Source organism: Enterococcus sp. C63, from assembly GCF_040887215.1.
In the GTDB taxonomy this organism is placed as follows: domain Bacteria; phylum Bacillota; class Bacilli; order Lactobacillales; family Enterococcaceae; genus Enterococcus_B; species Enterococcus_B hirae.
In genome coordinates this window covers 100,577-121,992 of sequence record NZ_JBFOFI010000009.1, presented here as the reverse complement: position 1 = coordinate 121,992, position 21,416 = coordinate 100,577, and the positions used below count along the sequence as shown (strand labels likewise).

Genomic DNA, 21,416 nt, shown 5'->3' with positions numbered 1-21,416 from the left:
GTCTGGTGTTACTATTTTTGGCTGTATGGTTAGTTTTTGTTGGAATATATTACCCATAGCGTTTTTAAAATTTTCTTTCTCATCTAGTCTCGTCTCAATAAAGGGTTTTTCCTCATTTACTTCTCCCAGTATGCTGATTAAAGTATTCTGATCTAATTTTTCATTGCTCATATCATTTATTCTCCTTTCGCTCATTAGGTTCTATTATAAAGAAAAGAATCCTCTCTTTAGCAACAACTTTTTCTTTTTTATATACTTTATGTTATTTCGATTGTTATTTTAAATAATAGTTATTTTATATTTCTATAAAATTGATCATTTAGCTACTTAGATGCTAGTAATATTTTGTTACTGTTATTATTTTTTGGAGAATTAAAACTCATAAAAAAATAAAAAAACGTTCCGTTTAGAGAAATATTTTTTCTCTAAACGAAACGTATGAATGAAAGGTCTTTATTAATCATACACCACTTCATACAGATATAACCCTTCTGGATGAGCTGTGGGTCCTGCAGCATTTCGATCTTTTTTCGCAATGATTTCGGGTATACTATCCTCTGAAAGTCGTCCGTTCCCAATCTTCAGCAACGTACCGACAAGGATCCGAATCATCTTGTACAAGAAACCATTCCCACGAAAAGTAAATAACAACTCATCCCCGGCCTCATTGACTTCCATCTTTGCTTCATAGATCGTTCTTACTTTGTCCTCGATTGAACTTCCAGAAGCACAAAAAGAAGTGAAATCATGGGTACCTATTAAGTCAGGCAATGCTCGTTGAATTTTCGATAAATCAAGTGGATAGGGGAAATAACTTGCGTAATGCCGACGAAACGGACTGCGTGGTTTTCCAATATCGACCCGAAACTGGTAAGTTTTTTCTTTTACTAAATAGCGCGCGTGAAAATCATCTGAAACGATCTCAACGGCTTTAACTGCGATATCTTCTGGCGATTGCGTATCTAATGCAAAACGCATACGTTCTAAAGGTCGTTCTTCAGGGTAATCAAAATGGATCACTTGCCCCATCGCATGGACCCCTGCATCAGTACGGCCAGAACCAAAGACAGTGATCTCTTTTCCATTGGCCATTTTCTTTAGCGTTTTTTCCATTTCCTCTTGGACAGTACGACCATTTGGTTGCTTCTGAAAACCATTAAAATGGGTACCATCATAGGCAATAATTGCTTTATAACGTGTCATACTTTCACCTACTCATCAACTTCTTAAAAAGACTAATGCAATGGTCATCAAGACAAAAACAACAAGGACCATCGTATCTCGTTGATGCCAATGCAGTATGCGGTACTTTGTTCTTCCTTCGCCACCTTGGTATCCTCTTGCTTCCATGGCAGTCGCTAAATCTTCTGCCCGGTTAAAACTGCTAACAAACAAAGGAATCAGCAAAGGAATAACTGCTTTCATTTTTTGGACTAGACTTCCTTCACCAAAATCAACCCCACGAGCTCGTTGTGCATTCATGATTTTCTCTGTTTCATCCATCAACGTTGGTACGAATCGTAGAGCAATCGAAAGCATCAACGAAATTTCATGCACCGGAAAGCGAACTGCTTTTAATGGGCGAAGTAAATACTCAATCGCATCAGATAATTCCAAAGGTGGAGTCGTTAATGTTAATAAGGTAGACATAAAAATGATTAGTACAAATCGGCAAAAAATAAACAGCCCATTCATTACACCGAACTCCGTAATATTGAAGATTCCCCAACTCCAGTAGGTAGCACCACCGCTAGTAAATAATACTTGGAGTGCCACTGTAAATAAAATCAACCAGATCAAAGGACGGATGCCTCGGATGAAAAATTTGAAATCTACCTTTGAGAGAAAGACAGCAAGTAAAGTGAAAACAGCTAATAACGTATAAGTCTGCCAATTATTTGCTAAAAAAATAATTCCAATAAAGTAGAAACTTGCTAATAACTTTGCACGAGGGTCTAATCGATGGATCAAGGAATCTCCAGGCATGTATCGACCAAAAATTAATTTATTCATCATCAGGTTGTCCCCCTACTAATGCTACGAGCTGATCTGCTAATTCATCTGCAGTGATTGGAAGTTCGGAAAAAAGCGCTGTTCGACTATTCAGCTTTTCCGCAAATTCTGTCGCAGTCGGAACACCTAATTGCTTTTCTTTGAGCCAAGATAGATTTTGAAAAACTGCATGAGGTTGACCGCTATTTACAATCCTACCTTTTTCTAAGACATAAACATAATCCGCGTAATTTGCCACATCATCCATTAAATGAGTGACCAATACGATCGTGATTTTTTGTTCTTTGTGCAGTCGCCAGAACATATCCATCATTTCTTTTCGACCTTGAGGATCAAGTCCAGCCGTTGGTTCGTCTAATACTAGTACTTCCGGCTTCATAGCAAGTACACCTGCAATCGCTACTCGACGCATTTGTCCTCCTGATAATTCAAAAGGAGAACGCTCTAAGTAAGTTTCATCTAAACCAACTTGTGCTAATGTTTCTTTAGCTAAATCTCGTGCATCTTCCTCACTGACACCAAAGTTCTTTGGTCCAAAAGCAATGTCTTTTGCTACCGTTTCTTCAAATAATTGGGCTTCAGGAAACTGAAAAACAATGCCTACTTTTTTACGAATGGGTTTTAAGTTTTTATTATTCGTATCGGGCTTGATTTGTCGATCGCCAATATGTACGATCCCGCTGGTAGGTTTAATCAACGCATTCAAATGTTGCAGTAAGGTTGATTTCCCACTTCCAGTATGCCCGACTAAGGCTGTGTAGCTATTTTCTTTAATCATTAAATCAATATCAAATAATGCACGTTGTTCGAATGGTGTGTTTGGTTGATAGGTGAAATCTACTTTTTCAAAACGGATGTCCATAACCATTCCACCATCCTTTCTTCTGTCATATATTCACTAGGAACATCAATTCCTCGTTGCTTCAAGGCGCTTTTCAATTTTTCAGGAAAAGGAAGATCTAACCCTAAATTGATCAATTCTGGGCCAGCAGAAAAGATTTGTTCTGGTGTGCCTTCATTGACTAATTCTCCTTGTTTCATCACTAATATCCGATTGGCATTTGCTGCCTCATCGATATCATGAGTGATAGATATGACGGTCAAATTACTTTCGTCTTTGATTTTTTTAATCGTAGAAATCACTTCTTCACGACCTTCTGGATCAAGCATACTAGTAGCTTCATCTAAGATAATAATATCTGGACGTAGAGCTACGACTCCAGCAATGGCTACTCGTTGTTTTTGTCCACCAGAAAGTCTTGCTGGTTCACGTTTGGCAAAATCGATCATACGTACCTTTTCTAGCGCATCTTGTACACGGATCACCATTTCTTCTCTAGGTATACCTTGGTTCTCAAGACCAAAAGCAACATCATCTTCAACAGTAGATCCAACAAATTGGTTGTCTGGATTTTGGAAAACCATTCCAACCATTCGACGGATCGACCAGATATTTTCTTCATTAAGTGTTTGATTGCCAACTTTCACAATACCAGACTCTGGTAGAAGCAAACCATTGATTGTTTTTGCAAGTGTTGATTTCCCTGATCCATTATGTCCGATGATTGCGATCCACTCACCTTGCTTGATGGTAAATGAAATGTCTTTTAATGCTGGACGAGGGTCATCAGGTTGATATTTGTAATTAATCTTTCCTAATTCAATTATTGGCTCCATAATTACTCCTTCTCCATCCTAAGTTCCTACTAACACTATCAAAAAACACCTGATTTTTCAATTGTTTCCGTTTTAATTAAAGTGTTTTTTTACACCTTCAATTAGATGTCTTGACAGGTAATTGAAGGTACAAAAAAACACTTTATGATGAGTGCATACTCCCCAAACCGATAGATTTGGGGAGTAGCGCTGAGCTAGACTCGGAAGAGTTAACTTCCAACATCATAACACTCTAAAAGAATCATCTATAAAGTGATGTTATTAGTGTGATTTTAGACAAGTTCTAAGACAACCATTGGTGCACCATCACCGCGTCTTGGTTCTGTCTTCAAGATACGAGTGTAGCCACCTTGACGTTCAGCATAACGAGGTGCAATATCATTAAATAGTTTTTGTAAAGCTGATTCAATGACGATGTCCTCATTTTCTTCACGTACGCTAGCAACTTCATTACGTACAAAAGCCGCAGCTTGACGACGTGCATGTAAGTCTCCACGTTTGCCTAAAGTGATCATTTTTTCTGTAGTTGAGCGAACTTCTTTCGCACGAGCTTCAGTAGTCACAATACGTTCGTTAATTAATAAGTCAGTTGTTAAATCACGCAACATCGCTTTACGTTGGCTAGATGTGCGTCCTAGTTTACGATAACTCACGTTGGTTTCCCTCCTTCGTAAAAGGTTTTAATCTTCCTTACGTAAACCTAAACCTAAGTCGTGTAATTTAGCTTTCACTTCTTCTAATGATTTACGTCCTAAGTTACGGACTTTGATCATTTCTGGCTCAGATTTATTTGTAAGTTCTTGTACAGTATTGATTCCTGCACGTTTCAAACAATTATAAGAGCGAACAGACAAGTCTAATTCTTCAATTGTCATTTCTAACATTTTTTCTTTTTGTGTTTCTTCTTTTTCGACCATGATTTCAGCATTTTTAGCTTCATCAGTTAGGTTTACAAAGATGTCTAAATGTTCTGTCATGATTTTTGCAGATAAACTCATTGCTTCCAACGGTTCGATTGAACCATCTGTCCAAATCTCCATCGTCAATTTATCAAAATCTTCACGGTGTCCAACACGAGTGTTTTCTACTTGGTAGTTCACACGACGAACTGGCGTGTAGATTGAATCGACTGGAAGTACACCAATTGGCATATCTTCTTTTTTGTTTTCATCTGCTTGAACATAACCACGTCCTGGCTTCACTGTTAAGCGAGCGTGGAACGTAGCTCCTTCAGAGACGCTACAGATGTACATATCTTTGTTAAGAATTTCTACCTCACTATCAACGATAATATCGCCAGCAGTTACTGTAGCAGGTCCGGTAATATCGATTTCAAGGGTTTTTTCTTCTTGACCATACATTTTAAGTGCTAAGCCTTTAATGTTCAAGATGATTTGAGTGACGTCTTCTCTTACCCCTTTAATGGTAGAGAATTCATGCAGTACACCATCGATTTGAATATTAGTGATGGCAGCACCTGGCAAAGAAGATAATAAAATACGACGTAGGGAATTCCCTAAAGTAGTCCCATATCCTCTTTCAAGAGGTTCAACGATGAACTTGCCATAATCTTTTTCTTCATCAATTTTTGCGATTCTTGGTTTTTCGAACTCAATCATTCTTATCTTTACCCCTTTCAAAACGAAAAGTGTCTTGTTCAATGACGTTACTAATAGAACTCAAAATGAGCGGCACTCATTAAACACGACGGCGTTTTGGAGGGCGGGCACCATTATGAGGAACTGGAGTCACGTCACGAATTGCAGTCACTTCTAAACCTGTAGCTTGTAATGAACGAATTGCTGCTTCACGTCCAGAACCAGGTCCTTTAACTGTTACTTCAACAGTTTTTAATCCGTGTTCCATTGCTGCTTTTGTAGCTGTTTCTGCTGCCATTTGAGCGGCAAAAGGAGTTGATTTTTTGCTTCCTTTGAAGCCTAATGAACCAGCTGATGACCACGCTAATGCATTCCCGTGAGTATCAGTGATCATGATGATAGTGTTGTTGAATGTAGAATGGATATGTGCAATACCTGCTTCTATATTCTTTTTCACACGGCGTTTACGATTCACTTTTTTTGCTGCCATGAAGTTCTAACCTCCTTCACTTAAGAATTATTTTTTCTTGCCAGCGATAGCGCGAGCTGGACCTTTACGAGTACGTGCATTGTTTTTCGTGTTTTGTCCACGAACAGGCAATCCACGACGATGACGGATTCCACGGTATGAACCGATTTCCATCAAACGTTTGATGTTTAAGTTCACTTCACGACGAAGGTCACCTTCAACTTTTAATTTATCTACTTCTGCACGGATAGCATCTGTTTGTTCATTCGTTAATTCACGAACACGAACATCTTCAGATACACCAGCATCAGCTAAGATTTTTTTAGCAGTAGTGTTACCAATACCATAGATATAAGTAAGAGAAACTACTACACGTTTATCACGAGGAATATCTACTCCTGCAATACGAGCCATATTTATTGCACCTCCAATTATCCTTGACGTTGTTTATGTTTTGGATTTGCTGGGCAAATCACCATAACGCGTCCTTTACGACGAATTACTTTACAATGTTCGCACATTGGTTTTACTGATGGTCTTACTTTCATGATAATACCTCCTGTAGTTTTACGGAGTACAATTATTTAAAGCGATAAGTAATACGGCCACGGTTTAAATCATACGGAGACAATTCAACCGTCACTTTGTCACCAGGTAAGATACGGATGTAATGCATACGGATTTTACCTGAAACAGTAGCAAGAACTTGGTGTCCGTTTTCTAGTTCAACTTTAAACATTGCATTCGGCAAAGTTTCGACGACTGTACCTTCGACTTCAATCATATCTTCTTTTGCCACGCACAGTACCTCCTTGTACTTGTTTCGCATTTTCACACGATAAAATGGCGGAAACTGCAGTTCCCACCTCAAAATTCTCAAAATGGATCATCTAGAGGATTTCTCTAGAAGTCGGACTGACATATTCTATCATAATTTATTGAACTTGACAAGAGTAACTGCTTAATGCAAGTCGGCTACGGGCAATCGTGCTATTTTTCAATAATTTTTTGGACATCAGTAAATACAGCATCGATTTCACGATCACCATCGATAGTGTTTAGCAAACCTTGTTCTTTGTAATAGGCCAAGATTGGTTCACTATTTTTGATGTTGATAGCCAGACGATTTTTAACCGTCTCAGGTTTATCATCTTCTCTTTGATAGAATTCATGCCCACCACAACGATCACATGTATCTTCAACTTTTGTAGGGTTAAAAATTTTATGATAAGTTGCTCCACAATTGCTGCAAATGAATCGGCCAGCTAAACGCTCAACCAATACATCTTCACCAACATGGATATCGATGACTGCATCAATTTTTTTGTCTAAGTCTTTTAACATTGCATCTAGCGCTTCCGCTTGCTCAAGTGTACGGGGAAAACCATCTAATAAGAAGCCTTTTTCCGTATCAGGTTCAGCTAAGCGCTCTTTCACGATTCCATTTGTTACTTCATCAGGAACTAATTCACCTTTATCAATATAAGACTTTGCTTCCAAGCCAAGAGCTGTTTCATTTTGCATTGCTGCACGGAACATGTCTCCTGTTGAGATGTGAGGAATATGATAAGCATCAATGATTTTTTCTGCTTGTGTTCCTTTACCTGCGCCTGGTAGCCCCATTAAAATGAGGTTCATTGTTTTCCCTCCTAATAAATGTGAGAACGTGTGTTGAGGAAAAACCTCAACACGCTTTCTTACTCGATAAATCCAACGTACTTACGTTTCAGCATTAAGCCTTCTAACTGTTTCGCAGTTTCTAAAGCTACACCGATGACGATCAGTAAGCTAGTACCACCTAACCCAATGGACTGAGGCAGATTCCAAATCATTTGAGCAATGATCGGTAATAAAGCCACTAAACCAAGGAAAATCGCACCGACTGTACTTAAACGCATCAATAAGCTTGAGACATACTCTTCAGTTCCTTTACCAGGACGTACGCTTGGTATATAGCTTCCTTGTTTTTGTAAGTTTTCCGCTAATTTCTCAGGGTTTACTTGAACAAAAGCATAGAAGAATGTGAATGCGACGATCAAGATCGTATAAATAGTTGCACCAGGTGCAGTATTATAGTTAAAGATCTGCATCATTATTTTATACCAGTTTTCAGCCCCAAATCTTCCACTCAATGCTTGTAAAACCGCATTAGGTGTCGCAATAAACGAACTTGCAAAGATAACCGGGATAACCCCAGCCGCATTGACTTTCAACGGTAGATAACTACTTGTTGGCGCCCCTGCTACACGTTTCGTATATTGAATTGGGATTTTGCGTTCAGCTTGTTGGAAAAATGTAACGCACGTTACGATCAATAAGATTGCAACGATTAAAATAGCAATGAAAATTGCAGATTTCCAGATATCTGATTGATTGATATTTACGAAATAGTCTTCATAAATTTCTTTTACACTTTCAGGAAGTCGAGAAATGATCCCTGCAAAGATGATCATTGATACTCCGTTACCGATTCCTTTTTCTGTGATTTGTTCTCCTAACCAAGTGACAAACATTGTACCCGCAGTCAAAATCAGACCGATAGTAACATAGGTTGAAACGTTAGGGTTATTCACAAAACCTAGTTGAGCATATTGGTTAAATCCAGCAGTGATCCCAACAGATTGGACAAATGCCAATACTAATGTCAGGTATCGAGTTGCTTGATTCAACTTCTTACGACCAACCTCCCCTTGTTTTGACCATTCAACAAAACGTGGCACGATATCCATTTGTAACAATTGGATAACGATCGAAGCTGTAATGTAAGGCGAAACCCCCATTGAGAAGATGGAGAAGTTTTGCATCGCACTACCACTCACCAAGTTCAACATGTTGAAAAAAGGCAAAGAAGAAAGGTTTTGCAATGAACTAGCATTTACTCCGGGCACAGTGATATGAGCACCTAAGCGAAATACAAATAGAACAAAAACAGTAAATAGGATTTTGGATCTAATGTCTTTTACTTTAAAAGCATCTTTTAACAGTTTGAACATTAGATCACCTCAATTGACCCACCAGCAGCAACGATTGCTTCTTCAGCTGCCTTAGAGAATTTTGCGGCTTTCACAGTCAATTTCTTAGTTAACTCACCGTTAGCTAATACTTTGATTCCAGATTTTTCGTTTTTCACGATTCCAGCTTCTACTAAAGCAACTGGAGTTACTTCAGCACCATCTTCAAAACGATTTAGGACATCAAGGTTGATGACTGCATAATCTTTGCGGTTCACGTTTGTGAAACCACGTTTTGGTAAACGACGGAATAATGGAGTTTGACCCCCTTCAAATCCTAGACGTACACCACCGCCTGAACGAGCTTTTTGACCTTTTTGACCACGTCCAGCAGTTTTTCCGTTACCAGAAGAAGTACCACGTCCAACACGGTTACGTACTTGTCGTGAACCTTCTGCAGGTTTTAATTCATGAAGTTTCATAGGTTTGGCACCTCCTTAATATTCTAGTTCATATTTCTTACTATATACTAGGTTTGTTTAATTAGATTTCTTCAACGTCCACCAAGTGAGAAACAGTGTTGATCATGCCTTTGATTGCTTCATTAGCAGGTTTAACCACTGAGCTGTTAATCTTTGTAAGACCTAACGCTTTTACTGTATCACGTTGGTTTTGAGGACGTCCGATAATACTGCGTTTTAAAGTAACTTTTAATTCAGCCATTATTTTTGTCCTCCTTATCCGATTAATTCTTCAACTGATTTGCCGCGAAGTTCTGCAACTTCTTCTGCACGTTTCAATTGTTTCAAACCTTCAACAGTTGCACGAACAACGTTGATTGGTGTATTTGAACCTAAAGATTTAGAAGTGATATCTGCTACCCCTGCTAATTCCAATACGGCACGAACTGGTCCACCAGCAGCAACCCCAGAACCTTCAACAGCAGGTTTCATTAGGATTCTACCACCACTAAAAGCACCGATGACTTCGTGTGGGATTGTTGAACCAACCATAGGTACTTCAACTAAGTTTTTCTTCGCATCTTCAATTGCTTTACGGATTGCTTCAGGTACTTCTTGTGCTTTACCAGTACCAAATCCTACATGTCCGTTTTTGTCACCGACAACAACTAAAGCAGCAAAACGTAGACGACGTCCACCTTTAACAACTTTTGTTACACGGTTAATTGCAACAACGCGGTCTTCTAATTCCAAATGTTTTGGATCGATATAAACCATGAATGGTATTCCTCCTTTTCCTAAAATTCTAGTCCATTTTCGCGAGCAGCTTCAGCTAAAGCTTGCACACGGCCATGGTAAAGGTATCCACCACGGTCAAAGACTACTACTTTAATGCCTTTATCAGTTGCACGTTCAGCAACTAATTTACCGACAGCTTGTGCTGCTTCTGTTTTTGTTCCACCTGAAATTTCTTTATCCAAGGTAGAGGCACTTGCTAGCGTTACACCCGCTACGTCATCAATAATTTGAGCGTAGATGTTTTTGTTAGAACGAAAAACGTTCAAGCGTGGGCGCTCAGCAGTACCAGAGATATTGTTACGTACACGACGATGTCTTTTCTGACGTGTTTTGTTCTTATCTGGTTTTGTAATCACAATTGTCACCTCTTTAATTTTATTGTACTGCACTTAGGCAGAAACACCAAAGTCTCGAAAAATAGAAGCTGCGGCACAAGTTAAATTTCTTTTGAATGAAGGTAAACTTCTGCAAAATCCTTTTTTCCTGCTGCTGGCTTCTATGCAATTTTTCTAAACTATTTACCAGTTTTACCTTCTTTACGGCGTACATATTCGCCAACATAACGAATACCTTTACCTTTATAAGGTTCTGGAGGACGAGTTCCGCGAATGTTCGCAGCTAATTCGCCAACTTCTTCTTTGTTCGCACCTTTAACAATTACTTGTGTGTTAGCTGGTACTTCAACAGTTACGCCAGCTGGTGGTGTGATTTCTACTGGATGTGAGTAACCTACGTTCAAGACAAGTTTTGATCCTTGTAATTGCGCACGGTACCCAACCCCGATCAATTCTAATGCTTTTTGGAATCCTTCACTAACACCTACAACCATGTTGTTGAAGTTAGCACGAGTTGTTCCATGGATTGTTTTCATTTCTTTACTGTCATTTGGACGAGTGAAAGTCACTTCGTTTCCTTCGATATTCATTTTGATATCAGAAGAGAAAGTACGTGTTAATTCACCTTTAGGTCCTTTAACTGTAATGTTGTTTCCATCTTGAGTAACTGTTACTCCTTCAGGGATCACAACAACTTTATTTCCAATACGGCTCACTTAAAGACACCTCCTTGTAAATTCTAGTTGATTACCATACGTAAGCGATAACTTCGCCGCCGATATTTTTTTCACGAGCTTCTTTATCAGTAACAACACCTTCAGAAGTCGAAATGATTGCGATACCTAAACCGTTCAATACTTTTGGTACTTCGTCAGCTTTGACATAAGCACGCAAACCTGGTTTAGAGATACGTTTTAAGTTAGTGATAACACGTTCGCCGTTTTTACCAAATTTTAGGAAAACACGGATCACGCCTTGTTTGTCATCTTCGATATATTCAACATCACGAACGAAACCTTCACGTTTTAAGATTTCAGCGATGTCACGTTTAATTTTTGATGCAGGAACTTCTAAAGACTCATGTTTAACCATGTTTGCGTTACGGATACGAGTTAGAAAATCTGCAATTGGATCTGTCATGACCATTGATCTTTTACCTCCTTCTTATGCGAATTTACTTTTTTACCAGCTAGCTTTCTTCACGCCGGGAATTTGACCTTTATAGGCAAGTTCGCGGAAGCAAATACGGCAAAGATGGAACTTACGATAAACTGAATGTGGACGTCCGCAACGTTCGCAACGAGTGTAAGCTTGTGTTGAATGTTTTGCAGGGCGTTTGTTTTTAGCAATCATTGATTTTTTAGCCACGTAGTTCGCCTCCTTTAATTATTTTTGGAATGGCATGCCTAATTGTGTCAACAACTCACGAGATTCTTCATCTGAGTTAGCTGTCGTTACAATAACGATGTCCATACCACGTACTTTATCTACTAAATCGTAATCTACTTCTGGGAAGATCAATTGTTCTTTAATACCTAAAGTATAGTTTCCACGACCGTCAAAGGCTTTTTTACTTACACCATGGAAGTCACGTACACGTGGTAGAGAAACTGAAACCAATTTGTCTAGAAATTCGTACATTCTTTCTCCGCGCAAGGTAACTTTTGCCCCAATTGGCATTCCTTCACGTAAACGGAATCCAGCGATTGATTTTTTAGCTTTAGTAATCATTGGTTTTTGTCCAGTGATCAAAGTTAATTCTTCAACTGCTTTATCTAAGTTTTTAGCGTTTGATACCGCATCACCAACACCCATGTTGATGACGATTTTTTCAACTTTAGGTGTTTGCATAACAGAGCTATAGTTAAATTTTTCCATCAATGATGGAGTTACTTCTTTAAGATATTTTTCTTTTAGGCGGTTCATTCAGTAAGCCCCTCCTTCCTTAAACTTATTTATTATCTAAAACTTCACCGGTTTTTTTAGAAACGCGGACTTTTTTGCCATCTACTTCTTTGTAGCCAACTCGGCCAGCTACGCCAGTAGAGTCGATCACCATCACGTTAGAAACATGAATTGGTGCTTCCATCTCAACAATTCCACCTTGAGGAGCAGCTTGAGAAGGTTTTTGGTGTTTTTTAACAACATTCACACCTTCGACAATGACTTTATCTTTTTTCGGAAACGCTGCTAATACAACGCCTTCTTTATTTTTGTCTTTTCCAGTGATAACTTTAACTTTATCGCCTTTTTTAACAAACATAACTGTTTCGCACCTCCTTTGATAAGTGTCTCAAGATTATAAAACTTCTGGTGCTAGTGAAACGATCTTCATGAAGTTGTTTTCACGTAGTTCACGTGCAACCGGCCCAAAGATACGCGTTCCACGAGGGCTTTTATCATCACGAATAATCACTGCAGCATTTTCATCAAATTTAATATATGAACCGTCTGTACGACGAGCTCCTGATTTTGTTCGAACGATAACGGCTTTTACGACGTCACCTTTTTTGACAACCCCACCTGGCGTTGCTTGTTTAACCGTAGCAACGATCACATCACCGATGTTAGCAGTTTTACGACCAGAACCACCAAGGACTTTGATCGTCAAAATTTCACGTGCGCCTGAATTATCAGCGACTTTTAAACGACTTTCTGCTTGGATCACGTTGTGTATCCTCCTTTCAGATTTTGCATTCAATCTATATAGGAAAATCTCGTGTTATTAGATAATAACTGCTTCTTCGACTACTTCCAACAAACGGAAACGTTTTGTAGCTGATAATGGACGAGTTTCCATAATTTTCACGATGTCGCCAACTTTAGCTGTGTTGTTTTCATCATGCACTTTGTATTTCTTAGAATAGTTCATGCGTTTGCCATAGATAGGGTGGTTTTTCTTTGTTTCAACAGAAACTGTAATGGTTTTATCCATTTTGTCAGATACCACGCGACCTTGATAAACTTTGCGTTGATTTCTTTCTTCAGTCATACGCTTAATGGCCTCCTTCCATAATTACTTAGCTTGTTCACGCAATACAGTTTTGATGCGTGCAATCGATTTACGTACTTCTTTAATACGTGCAGTGTTTTCTAATTGACCTGTTGCTAATTGGAATCTAAGATTAAACAATTCTTCTTTTAATTGTTTTTCTTGATCAAGCATTTCGGCAGTGGTTAATTCTCTGATTTCTTTAACCTTCATTCGATTCACCACCCATTTCCTCACGTTTTACGATCTTAGTTTTCATTGGTAATTTGTGAGAAGCTAGACGTAACGCTTCACGAGCCACTTCTTCAGACACGCCTGCAATTTCAAACATGATTTTACCACGTTTTACTGGTGCAACCCATCCTTCAGGTGCCCCTTTACCAGAACCCATACGTACCCCAATTGCTTTGGCAGTATAAGATTTGTGAGGGAAAATTTTAATCCATACTTTCCCACCACGTTTCATGTAACGAGTCATTGCGATACGAGCAGCTTCGATTTGGCGGTTAGTGATCCAATGTGAATCAACAGCTTGCAAACCGTATTCACCGAATGCTACTTCTTTACCACCTTTGGCTTCCCCGCGCATTTTTCCGCGGAATTCACGACGGTGTTTTACACGTTTAGGTACTAACATGATTATTTCCCTCCTTTCTCAGTGTTTTTTTTAGTTGGAAGAATTTCTCCACGATAGATCCACACTTTAACTCCTAGTTTTCCGTATGTTGTATCTGCTTCTTCCCATGCGTAATCAATATCCGCACGTAATGTGTGAAGAGGAACAGTTCCTTCTGAGTATCCTTCTGAACGAGCGATGTCCGCACCGTTTAGACGTCCAGATACTTGAGTTTTGATCCCTTTAGCGCCAGCACGCATTGAACGTTGGATGGCTTGTTTTTGAGCGCGACGGAAAGCAACACGATTTTCTAATTGACGTGCGATTCCTTCACCTACTAATTTTGCATCTAGATCTGGTTTTTTGATTTCCACGATGTTGATATGGATTCTTTTACCAGTTAATTTATTTAATTCTTTTCTTAGGTTTTCGACTTCAGATCCGCCTTTACCAATAACCATACCTGGTTTTGCTGTGTGAATTGAAATGTTAACACGGCCTGTAGCACGTTCGATTTCAATTGTTGATACAGCAGCATCAGCAAGTTTAGTTGAAATAAATTTACGGATTCTTAAATCTTCGTGTAAGAACTCTGCATACTCTTTTTCAGCATACCATTTAGCATCCCAGTCGCGGATGATGCCTACACGCATTCCAATTGGATGTACTTTTTGACCCACTGATTATCCCTCCTTATTTTTCTGATACGACTACCGTGATATGACTTGTACGTTTGTTGATTGGAGAAGCTGATCCTTTTGCACGTGGACGGAAACGTTTCATTGTTGGTCCTTCGTTAACAAATGCTTCAGATACTACCAAGTTTTCAACATCTAAGTCAAAATTGTTTTCTGCATTCGCAACTGCTGACATCAATACTTTTTCAATGATTCCAGCAGATTTGTTTGGTGTGAATTTCAAGATTGAAATTGCATCCGCAACACTTTTACCTCTGATAAGGTCAATTACTAAACGGGCTTTTCGAGGTGAAGTGCGAACTGTTTTTGCAGTTGCTTTAGCTGATGTGATTTGTTCTGCCATTTGGTTTTATCCTCCCCTCAATTAGCGTTTCGTTTTCTTATCGTCTGCAGCATGGCCACGATAAGTTCTTGTTGGTGCGAATTCACCTAGTTTGTGTCCTACCATATCTTCTTGGATGTAAACTGGTACGTGTTTACGTCCATCGTATACTGCGATGGTATATCCAACAAAACTTGGGAAAATGGTCGAACGACGAGACCAAGTTTTGATAACTTTTTTCTTTTCAACCCCTGCTTGAGCTTCAACTTTGTTCATTAAATGCTCATCAACGAAAGGTCCTTTCTTTAAACTACGACCCATGGTGAACCTCCTCTCAAAATGTGCGACACATGGTCAAAGAAATTATTTATTTTTACGACGACGAACAATAAGTTTGTCTGATTTAGCTTTTTTATCACGAGTTTTGTAACCAAGTGCTGGTTGTCCCCAAGGAGAAACTGGTGCTTTACGTCCGATAGGAGCTTTACCTTCACCACCACCGTGTGGGTGATCGTTAGGGTTCATTACGCTACCACGTACAGTTGGGCGTTTACGCATCCAACGAGAGCGTCCAGCTTTACCGATGTTGATCAATTCGTGTTGTTCGTTACCTACTGAACCGATTGTTGCACGGCAAGCAGCTAAGATCATACGAACTTCACCAGAGTTTAAGCGGATCAATACGTATTTGCCTTCTTTACCAAGTACTTGAGCACTTGTACCAGCAGAACGGATTAATTGTCCACCTTTACCAGGTTTCATTTCAATATTGTGGATAACAGTACCAACTGGAATGTTTTCTAAAGGAAGAGCATTTCCGACTTTGATATCTGCATCTGGACCTGAAACAAGTTTCATTCCAACTTGTAGTCCTTTTGGTGCTAAGATGTAAGCTTTCACTCCATCTTCATAGTGTACTAACGCGATGTTAGCTGAACGGTTTGGATCGTATTCGATCGTTTGAACAGTTGCAACAACGTTATCTTTGTTACGTTTGAAGTCGATCACGCGATATTGGCGTTTGTGTCCGCCGCCTTGGTGACGTACAGTGATGCGGCCGTTATTGTTACGTCCAGCATGGTTTTTCAATGGTTGTAACAATGATTTTTCAGGTGTTGATGTTGTGATTTCAGCAAAATCAGAACCTGTCATGTTACGACGACCATTTGAGGTAGGTTTGTACTTTTTAATCGCCACGTTTTTCCCTCCTAATTTAATGAGTTATCTAGTAAGTGCTTATTCAGCAGCTTCGAATAATTGGATTTCTTTTGAATCTTCAGTCAATGTAACGATCGCTTTGCGACGTTTTTTTGTATATCCTGCATATTTGCCCATACGTTTGAATTTCGCACGTACGTTCACGATGTTCACGTTTTTAACTTTTACGTCAAAAGCAGCTTCAACCGCTTGTTTTACTAAAGTTTTGTTTGCACGAGTGTCCACTTCAAAAGTATATTTCTTGTCATCCATGGCAAGCATTGATTTTTCAGTGATCACTGGGCGTTTGATTACGTCTAGTAAGTTCATTATGCAAGCACCTCCTCAATTTGAGTAAGAGCAGTTTGTGTTGCTAACACTTTTGTATTTGAAACAACATCTAGAACACTTACGTTATCAGAAGTTACTACAGTTACGTTTGGTAAGTTACGTGCTGATAAAGCAGCAAAGTCGTTACCATTCTCTAGAACAACCAATACTTTAGAGTCAATAGATAAGTTAGCAAGAACTTGTTTAAATTCTTTTGTTTTTGGTGCATCGAAGCTTAATCCTTCGATTGCTACCAAGTTGTTTTCAGCAACTTTTTCTGACAATACAGATTTCATTGCTAAACGACGAACTTTTTTAGGAAGTTTGTAGCTGTAAGAACGTGGTGTTGGTCCAAAGACTACGCCACCTCCACGCCATTGTGGTGAGCGGATTGATCCTTGACGAGCACGACCAGTTCCTTTTTGACGCCATGGTTTACGTCCACCGCCTCGAACAGCACTACGGTTTTTAACCGCATGTGTTCCTTGTCTTAATGACGCACGTTGCATAACGATTGCATCGTAAACAACACTTTCATTTGGTTCAATTCCGAAGATTTCTTCGTTAAGTGTGATTTCACCGTTTTGGCTTCCATCTTGTTTGAATAATGCTACATTCGGCATTCCTTAGTTCCTCCTTTCTTCCTACTATTATTTAGCTTTCACAGCTGATTTGATAGTGATTAATGATTTTTTAGCTCCAGGAACATTTCCTTTAATTAAGATAACGTTTCTTTCTGCATCAACGCGAACAACTTCCAAGTTTTGGATTGTTACGCGGTTGCCACCCATACGGCCAGCAAGACGTTTGTTTTTGAATACACGGTTAGGTGCAACTGGACCCATTGACCCAGGACGACGATGGTAGCGAGAACCGTGAGCCATTGGTCCGCGGCTTTGGCCGTGACGTTTGATAACCCCTTGGAATCCTTTACCTTTCGTAGTACCTGTTACATCAATAATGTCTCCTGCTTGGAAAACATCTACTGTAATTTCTTTTCCTACTTCATATTCTCCTAGCTCAACATTTTTGAATTCACGAATGAAGCGCTTAGGAGCCGTGTTTGCTTTTGCAACATGACCTTTCGCAGGTTTGTTTGATAAAACTTCACGCATATCTTGGTAACCAACTTGAATAGCTTCGTAGCCATCAGTTTCCATTGTTTTCACTTGTAGCACTACGTTTGGAGTAGCTTCTACAACAGTTACTGGAATTAATTCGCCAGATTCAGTGAAGATTTGTGTCATTCCCACTTTTTTCCCTAAGATTCCTTTGGTCATGAGTACACCTCCATTAATTTTATTTTAATATTATAGTTTGATTTCGATGTTAACACCAGATGGTAAGTCTAGCTTCATCAAAGCATCAACAGTTTTTGGTGTTGGGTTCACAATGTCGATAAGACGTTTGTGTGTACGCATTTCGAATTGTTCGCGTGAATCTTTGTATTTGTGAGTCGCACGAATAACTGTGTAAAGACTGCGTTCAGTTGGTAATGGAATTGGACCAGACACGCTAGCTCCAGTTCTTTTTGCAGTTTCCACGATTTTATCCGCCGCTTGATCTAAAATACGGTGTTCATACGCTTTTAAACGGATACGAATTTTTTGTTTTGCCATCTTGTTCCCTCCTTCGCCTATTTTGAAAAGTAGACATAGCTCCACGAAAATTTCCGTCACGCTCGTTCGTGGCAAAGCGTCCGGGCGTGTCGCAACCTCTCGTTTCTTAGCCGACGAAATCCTATAGATCACGTCTGTGACATTTACGTTTAGGTAAACGCACCTTTGTAATTATAATATATCTAAATCCACAAAGCAAGGCTTTTTTCCTGTAAAAAACAATTTGTTTTCATAAGTTTTCATTTAGATAACTTTAGATGCCTCTTATCCTTAAATGTCACATTTTATTTCTACTAAACTTCCTTCCTATAGTAGTTCGCCTATCTTCAGTTATTCAAAAAAACCGCAGAACCCCCAATCATGTTGGTTTCTACGGTTTTTTATTCTATTAACTATCGGAAGTGATAGACGATCTAAGCCATACACTTTTCTTGAAAAACAAAGTTTGGATTATTTTTTTTAGTTCTGTTCTTGTCGCCAAGGTTGAATATTCGCTTGACGATAGACTTTTGCTTGGTTGATTGAATGGAAGAGTTCCATCTTTTGCTTCACCACTTCTTTTGCTGCTGCGATACATTCAGGATAAATGGCATTTGGATCCCATAGCTCTGTTGTAGCTAAGATTTCACGACACTTTTTATAAAAAGCATATTTATAGTCGGATGAAATATTGACTTTCTGAATACCGATTTGCACTGCTTTTGCAATTTCTTCGTCTGGGTTAGCAGATCCTCCATGTAAAACTAGCGGAATGGCTACTTTTTCTTTAATACTTGTTAAAACATCCATTTTCAATGCTGGCTTGACATCTTTTGGATAGATACCATGAGCGGTTCCGATTGCCACCGCTAACGAATCGATTCCTGTACGTTCCACAAATTCCTGTGCATCTTCCGGCTTCGTATAAATGACTTCCGATACACCGCCTTCTACTGAAGTACCCGTGTTACCAATCGTTCCTAGTTCGCCTTCAACCGAAACCCCGATCTTATGGCAAACATCTACCACTTCTTTTGTTAGTGCAATATTTTCTTCAAATGGCAACAAGGAGCCGTCGATCATAACTGAACTAAACCCACAATGAATCCCTCGCATGATACTTGCTAAGCTATCGCCATGATCCATATGGATAACGAAAGGCACAGCGCTGTTTTTCGCTCGGCTCACTGCATATTGGAAAAACTCATCTTTGGTAAAGTCTAATTCTGTCGGATGGACTGCAATGATTGCGGGTGCATCATTTTCTTCTGCCGCCTCAATGACTACTCGTAAAAAGTTGCTGTCAGCAACGTTAAACGCCCCTACTGCAAAATGATTTTCTTTGGCAATTTCTAACATTTGATTCATATTGATTAACATCGTCTATTTTCTCCATTTCTATGATTTATTGGTTGAACCTGATAGTTGAATGTATTGCTGAACTAACTCTTTTCCTGCTATGACTGTTTGTTGGATGAGAGTGGGGTATTCGATCGTTGGTTCCTGTTGTAGAAGCTGTTGGCATCTTTGTTGTTGCGCCTTCATAAAATCAGAACCAACATTAATCTTATTGATTCCTAACTCAATGGATTGGCGAATGTTGTCTTTTCCCGCTCCTGACCCCCCATGTAAAACTAACGGAAGTTGAGTCTTCTCTTTTATTTCTTGGACAATATCGAAACGAAAACGTGGTTTGTACCCTTTAGGATAATCTCCGTGACTGGAGCCATAGGAAATCGCTAAGCAGTCCACACCCGTTTCATTAATCAATCGGATTGCTTCTGCTGGGTCCGTACACATGGCATCATCTGTAAAATGGTCGCCTGTGACTGCCCCCATATTTCCTACTTCTGCTTCTACGCTCGCATCATACGTTTGGGCAAATTGAACCATTGCTCTCGTTATTTCGATATTCTGATCCAAGGGATACATCGAAGCATCCATCATGACGCTGGAAAATCCTTCTTGTAAGCACTGTTTGACAAATGCGATGTCTTGACCATGATCTAGATTAATCGCTACTTCGACTTTGGCATCCTGTGCCATGCGGATGATGGGCTTCGTTAAATAATGATAATTGATGTGTTGCTTTAAGTGATCTTGCAATAAATCTATGATGATCGGCGCATGTAATTCCTCAGCAGCTTGGATCGTTGCTTTAGCTGTTTCTAGATTAAAGCAATTGATCGCCATGACAGCATAGTTTTCTTGATTTGCTTTTTTGAGCATCTCTTTCATTGACACATACATATCAAATCCTTCTCTCTACAGTTTTTAAGATAATTTAATAGAAGAAAAATCTACTTCTTCCTCTTCTTCCTCTACGACAGGGTGTTCAGCTGGCGCCTTTTTCAAAACAAACAATAGAATGCCGGTAACTGCAGAACCAATCAATAAGGCAAAGGTAAACTTCAACGGATCCGTCATTGCTGGGATAATAAAGACCCCACCAGAAGGAACTGGTGACCCAATTCCCCACGACATACTCAAACCTCCGCCAATCGCTGCACCAGCGGTACACGAAATGATCACACGAAGCGGATCAACTGCCGCTAAGGGGATAACGCCTTCCGTAATCATGCAAAGTCCCATCGGAAAAGCAATCTTAATGTTGTTTTCTTCTTCTTTTGAATATTTTGTTTGCCGAAATAACTTAGATAAAACCCATGAAATGGTGACACCGAAAGGCGGAACCATTGACGCTAACACTTTCACAGCTTCTGGTTCTTGCACACCTTCCAAAAGCATCCCATCAGCAAACAATGAGGCTACCTTATTGACTGGTCCACCAAAATCAAAGGCAGCCATCCCACCGACAATTGACCCAAAGAGGAATTTTCCAGAACCTTGTAGTCCTTGTAAAAAATCGGTCATCGCTTCTGTTGCCCAAACAATCGGCACACCTACCACGAAAAACATCAATAAACCGATACTAAGGGTCGCTAACAGTGGGATGATCATCATCGGCATCAATCCTTGTGCCCACTTAGGAACTTTGAGATATTTCACCAATAACAGGACAAAGAACCCCACCAAGTAACCGCCTAACATACCACCTAAAAAACCTGCGCCAATGGCATTGGCAATTAACCCCATAAACAAACCTGGACCAATCCCTGGGCGATCGGCAATGGAATAGGCAATCGCTGCAGAAATCACTGGAGCCAATAATCCCATGCCCAAAACCCCTAGAGAAACTAAGGCATCGGGTACAGAATAAGACGTTTGATAATCATTGATGACTTGCCCACCTGTTAAATTCCCAATAGCGATCAAGAGTCCAGCGGTCACAACAACTGGTAACATGTATGAAATAGCTGTCAGTGCATGCTTTTTTAATTGTAGTTGACGAAGCATCCAA

General features: G+C 39.5%; 36 protein-coding genes. All 36 read right to left on the bottom strand.

What is annotated here, in order from left to right; all coding sequences use genetic code 11:
* Positions 1–456: 456 nt before the first annotated feature.
* The 36 genes from truA to AB3H90_RS12810 all read right to left on the bottom strand — a co-directional run bounded on the left by truA (position 457) and on the right by AB3H90_RS12810 (position 21,412).
* On the bottom strand, positions 457–1,203 hold the full coding sequence (gene truA, locus AB3H90_RS12985; protein ID WP_010720434.1) for a tRNA pseudouridine(38-40) synthase TruA: 747 nt from the start codon (positions 1,201–1,203) through the stop codon (positions 457–459).
* A gap of 15 nt (positions 1,204–1,218) precedes the next feature.
* A complete protein-coding gene (locus AB3H90_RS12980; RefSeq protein ID WP_053766555.1) occupies positions 1,219–2,016 on the bottom strand; it encodes an energy-coupling factor transporter transmembrane protein EcfT in 798 nt (265 codons plus the stop codon).
* Positions 2,006–2,875, bottom strand: a complete 870-nt coding sequence (locus AB3H90_RS12975) for an energy-coupling factor ABC transporter ATP-binding protein (RefSeq protein ID WP_034697740.1) — start codon at positions 2,873–2,875, stop codon at positions 2,006–2,008. The genes AB3H90_RS12980 and AB3H90_RS12975 overlap by 11 nt, the downstream gene beginning before the upstream one ends.
* Positions 2,851–3,690 carry an energy-coupling factor ABC transporter ATP-binding protein gene (locus tag AB3H90_RS12970; protein ID WP_034697737.1) on the bottom strand — a complete coding sequence of 280 codons (840 nt, stop codon included), beginning with the start codon at positions 3,688–3,690 and terminating at the stop codon, positions 2,851–2,853. The genes AB3H90_RS12975 and AB3H90_RS12970 overlap by 25 nt, the downstream gene beginning before the upstream one ends.
* A 272-nt stretch (positions 3,691–3,962) precedes the next feature.
* A complete protein-coding gene (gene rplQ / locus AB3H90_RS12965; protein WP_005880733.1) occupies positions 3,963–4,343 on the bottom strand; it encodes a 50S ribosomal protein L17 in 381 nt (126 codons plus the stop codon).
* Positions 4,344–4,370: 27 nt separating this feature from the next.
* Positions 4,371–5,309 (bottom strand): DNA-directed RNA polymerase subunit alpha, encoded by a 939-nt coding sequence (locus tag AB3H90_RS12960; RefSeq protein ID WP_005880735.1) that lies wholly within the window; start codon positions 5,307–5,309, stop codon positions 4,371–4,373.
* A gap of 79 nt (positions 5,310–5,388) precedes the next feature.
* On the bottom strand, positions 5,389–5,778 hold the full coding sequence (gene rpsK / locus AB3H90_RS12955) for a 30S ribosomal protein S11 (protein WP_002288714.1): 390 nt from the start codon (positions 5,776–5,778) through the stop codon (positions 5,389–5,391).
* 27 nt (positions 5,779–5,805) lie between these two features.
* On the bottom strand, positions 5,806–6,171 hold the full coding sequence (gene rpsM, locus AB3H90_RS12950; RefSeq protein WP_002288713.1) for a 30S ribosomal protein S13: 366 nt from the start codon (positions 6,169–6,171) through the stop codon (positions 5,806–5,808).
* Between the two features lie 17 nt (positions 6,172–6,188).
* Positions 6,189–6,305: a 50S ribosomal protein L36 gene (gene rpmJ, locus AB3H90_RS12945; RefSeq protein WP_002288710.1), complete on the bottom strand. Its 117-nt coding sequence runs from the start codon at positions 6,303–6,305 to the stop codon at positions 6,189–6,191.
* A 32-nt stretch (positions 6,306–6,337) separates the two neighbouring features.
* Positions 6,338–6,556 (bottom strand): translation initiation factor IF-1, encoded by a 219-nt coding sequence (gene infA / locus AB3H90_RS12940; RefSeq protein ID WP_002288695.1) that lies wholly within the window; start codon positions 6,554–6,556, stop codon positions 6,338–6,340.
* 191 nt (positions 6,557–6,747) lie between these two features.
* On the bottom strand, positions 6,748–7,395 hold the full coding sequence (locus AB3H90_RS12935) for an adenylate kinase (RefSeq protein ID WP_010720438.1): 648 nt from the start codon (positions 7,393–7,395) through the stop codon (positions 6,748–6,750).
* Between the two features lie 59 nt (positions 7,396–7,454).
* The gene (secY, locus tag AB3H90_RS12930; protein WP_010720439.1) at positions 7,455–8,750 is read right to left on the bottom strand and encodes a preprotein translocase subunit SecY; all 1,296 of its coding nucleotides are present in this window, start codon (positions 8,748–8,750) and stop codon (positions 7,455–7,457) included.
* Positions 8,750–9,190, bottom strand: coding sequence for a 50S ribosomal protein L15 (rplO, locus tag AB3H90_RS12925; RefSeq protein ID WP_010720440.1), 441 nt, complete (start codon positions 9,188–9,190; stop codon positions 8,750–8,752). Before rplO ends, secY begins: the two co-directional genes overlap by 1 nt.
* A gap of 61 nt (positions 9,191–9,251) precedes the next feature.
* Entirely contained in the window at positions 9,252–9,431 is a 180-nt protein-coding gene (rpmD, locus tag AB3H90_RS12920; RefSeq protein WP_010720441.1) for a 50S ribosomal protein L30, read from the bottom strand.
* Positions 9,432–9,445: 14 nt separating this feature from the next.
* Positions 9,446–9,946 (bottom strand): 30S ribosomal protein S5, encoded by a 501-nt coding sequence (rpsE, locus tag AB3H90_RS12915; RefSeq protein WP_002288681.1) that lies wholly within the window; start codon positions 9,944–9,946, stop codon positions 9,446–9,448.
* A gap of 20 nt (positions 9,947–9,966) precedes the next feature.
* A complete protein-coding gene (gene rplR, locus AB3H90_RS12910) occupies positions 9,967–10,323 on the bottom strand; it encodes a 50S ribosomal protein L18 (protein ID WP_368016834.1) in 357 nt (118 codons plus the stop codon).
* A 158-nt stretch (positions 10,324–10,481) separates the two neighbouring features.
* Positions 10,482–11,018, bottom strand: a complete 537-nt coding sequence (gene rplF, locus AB3H90_RS12905) for a 50S ribosomal protein L6 (protein ID WP_010720442.1) — start codon at positions 11,016–11,018, stop codon at positions 10,482–10,484.
* Positions 11,019–11,049: 31 nt separating this feature from the next.
* Positions 11,050–11,448 carry a 30S ribosomal protein S8 gene (rpsH, locus tag AB3H90_RS12900; protein ID WP_002288675.1) on the bottom strand — a complete coding sequence of 133 codons (399 nt, stop codon included), beginning with the start codon at positions 11,446–11,448 and terminating at the stop codon, positions 11,050–11,052.
* A gap of 36 nt (positions 11,449–11,484) precedes the next feature.
* Positions 11,485–11,670 (bottom strand): type Z 30S ribosomal protein S14, encoded by a 186-nt coding sequence (locus AB3H90_RS12895; protein WP_002356214.1) that lies wholly within the window; start codon positions 11,668–11,670, stop codon positions 11,485–11,487.
* A gap of 18 nt (positions 11,671–11,688) precedes the next feature.
* Positions 11,689–12,228 (bottom strand): 50S ribosomal protein L5, encoded by a 540-nt coding sequence (rplE, locus tag AB3H90_RS12890; RefSeq protein WP_002288671.1) that lies wholly within the window; start codon positions 12,226–12,228, stop codon positions 11,689–11,691.
* A 25-nt stretch (positions 12,229–12,253) separates the two neighbouring features.
* The gene (gene rplX / locus AB3H90_RS12885; protein WP_010720443.1) at positions 12,254–12,565 is read right to left on the bottom strand and encodes a 50S ribosomal protein L24; all 312 of its coding nucleotides are present in this window, start codon (positions 12,563–12,565) and stop codon (positions 12,254–12,256) included.
* A gap of 36 nt (positions 12,566–12,601) precedes the next feature.
* A complete protein-coding gene (gene rplN / locus AB3H90_RS12880; RefSeq protein ID WP_002288669.1) occupies positions 12,602–12,970 on the bottom strand; it encodes a 50S ribosomal protein L14 in 369 nt (122 codons plus the stop codon).
* Positions 12,971–13,027: 57 nt separating this feature from the next.
* The gene (rpsQ, locus tag AB3H90_RS12875; protein WP_010720444.1) at positions 13,028–13,294 is read right to left on the bottom strand and encodes a 30S ribosomal protein S17; all 267 of its coding nucleotides are present in this window, start codon (positions 13,292–13,294) and stop codon (positions 13,028–13,030) included.
* A gap of 24 nt (positions 13,295–13,318) precedes the next feature.
* Positions 13,319–13,507 carry a 50S ribosomal protein L29 gene (gene rpmC, locus AB3H90_RS12870; RefSeq protein WP_002288664.1) on the bottom strand — a complete coding sequence of 63 codons (189 nt, stop codon included), beginning with the start codon at positions 13,505–13,507 and terminating at the stop codon, positions 13,319–13,321.
* Positions 13,497–13,931 carry a 50S ribosomal protein L16 gene (gene rplP, locus AB3H90_RS12865; protein ID WP_010720445.1) on the bottom strand — a complete coding sequence of 145 codons (435 nt, stop codon included), beginning with the start codon at positions 13,929–13,931 and terminating at the stop codon, positions 13,497–13,499. The genes rpmC and rplP overlap by 11 nt, the downstream gene beginning before the upstream one ends.
* A gap of 2 nt (positions 13,932–13,933) precedes the next feature.
* A complete protein-coding gene (gene rpsC / locus AB3H90_RS12860) occupies positions 13,934–14,590 on the bottom strand; it encodes a 30S ribosomal protein S3 (RefSeq protein ID WP_010720446.1) in 657 nt (218 codons plus the stop codon).
* A 13-nt stretch (positions 14,591–14,603) separates the two neighbouring features.
* Positions 14,604–14,951: a 50S ribosomal protein L22 gene (gene rplV / locus AB3H90_RS12855; protein ID WP_002288657.1), complete on the bottom strand. Its 348-nt coding sequence runs from the start codon at positions 14,949–14,951 to the stop codon at positions 14,604–14,606.
* A 21-nt stretch (positions 14,952–14,972) separates the two neighbouring features.
* A complete protein-coding gene (rpsS, locus tag AB3H90_RS12850; RefSeq protein WP_010720447.1) occupies positions 14,973–15,251 on the bottom strand; it encodes a 30S ribosomal protein S19 in 279 nt (92 codons plus the stop codon).
* A 42-nt stretch (positions 15,252–15,293) separates the two neighbouring features.
* Positions 15,294–16,127 (bottom strand): 50S ribosomal protein L2, encoded by an 834-nt coding sequence (rplB, locus tag AB3H90_RS12845; RefSeq protein ID WP_010720448.1) that lies wholly within the window; start codon positions 16,125–16,127, stop codon positions 15,294–15,296.
* Positions 16,128–16,166: 39 nt separating this feature from the next.
* Entirely contained in the window at positions 16,167–16,457 is a 291-nt protein-coding gene (rplW, locus tag AB3H90_RS12840) for a 50S ribosomal protein L23 (protein WP_002290449.1), read from the bottom strand.
* The gene (rplD, locus tag AB3H90_RS12835) at positions 16,457–17,080 is read right to left on the bottom strand and encodes a 50S ribosomal protein L4 (protein WP_010720449.1); all 624 of its coding nucleotides are present in this window, start codon (positions 17,078–17,080) and stop codon (positions 16,457–16,459) included. The genes rplW and rplD overlap by 1 nt, the downstream gene beginning before the upstream one ends.
* A gap of 27 nt (positions 17,081–17,107) precedes the next feature.
* Entirely contained in the window at positions 17,108–17,737 is a 630-nt protein-coding gene (rplC, locus tag AB3H90_RS12830; RefSeq protein ID WP_002290445.1) for a 50S ribosomal protein L3, read from the bottom strand.
* Positions 17,738–17,767: 30 nt separating this feature from the next.
* The gene (gene rpsJ / locus AB3H90_RS12825; RefSeq protein WP_010720450.1) at positions 17,768–18,076 is read right to left on the bottom strand and encodes a 30S ribosomal protein S10; all 309 of its coding nucleotides are present in this window, start codon (positions 18,074–18,076) and stop codon (positions 17,768–17,770) included.
* A 459-nt stretch (positions 18,077–18,535) separates the two neighbouring features.
* Positions 18,536–19,435 carry a ketose-bisphosphate aldolase gene (locus AB3H90_RS12820; RefSeq protein WP_010720451.1) on the bottom strand — a complete coding sequence of 300 codons (900 nt, stop codon included), beginning with the start codon at positions 19,433–19,435 and terminating at the stop codon, positions 18,536–18,538.
* 18 nt (positions 19,436–19,453) lie between these two features.
* A complete protein-coding gene (locus AB3H90_RS12815) occupies positions 19,454–20,305 on the bottom strand; it encodes a class II fructose-bisphosphate aldolase (protein ID WP_010720452.1) in 852 nt (283 codons plus the stop codon).
* A gap of 24 nt (positions 20,306–20,329) precedes the next feature.
* A complete protein-coding gene (locus tag AB3H90_RS12810) occupies positions 20,330–21,412 on the bottom strand; it encodes a PTS fructose transporter subunit IIC (protein WP_126342725.1) in 1,083 nt (360 codons plus the stop codon).
* Between the last annotated feature and the right edge of the window lie 4 nt (positions 21,413–21,416).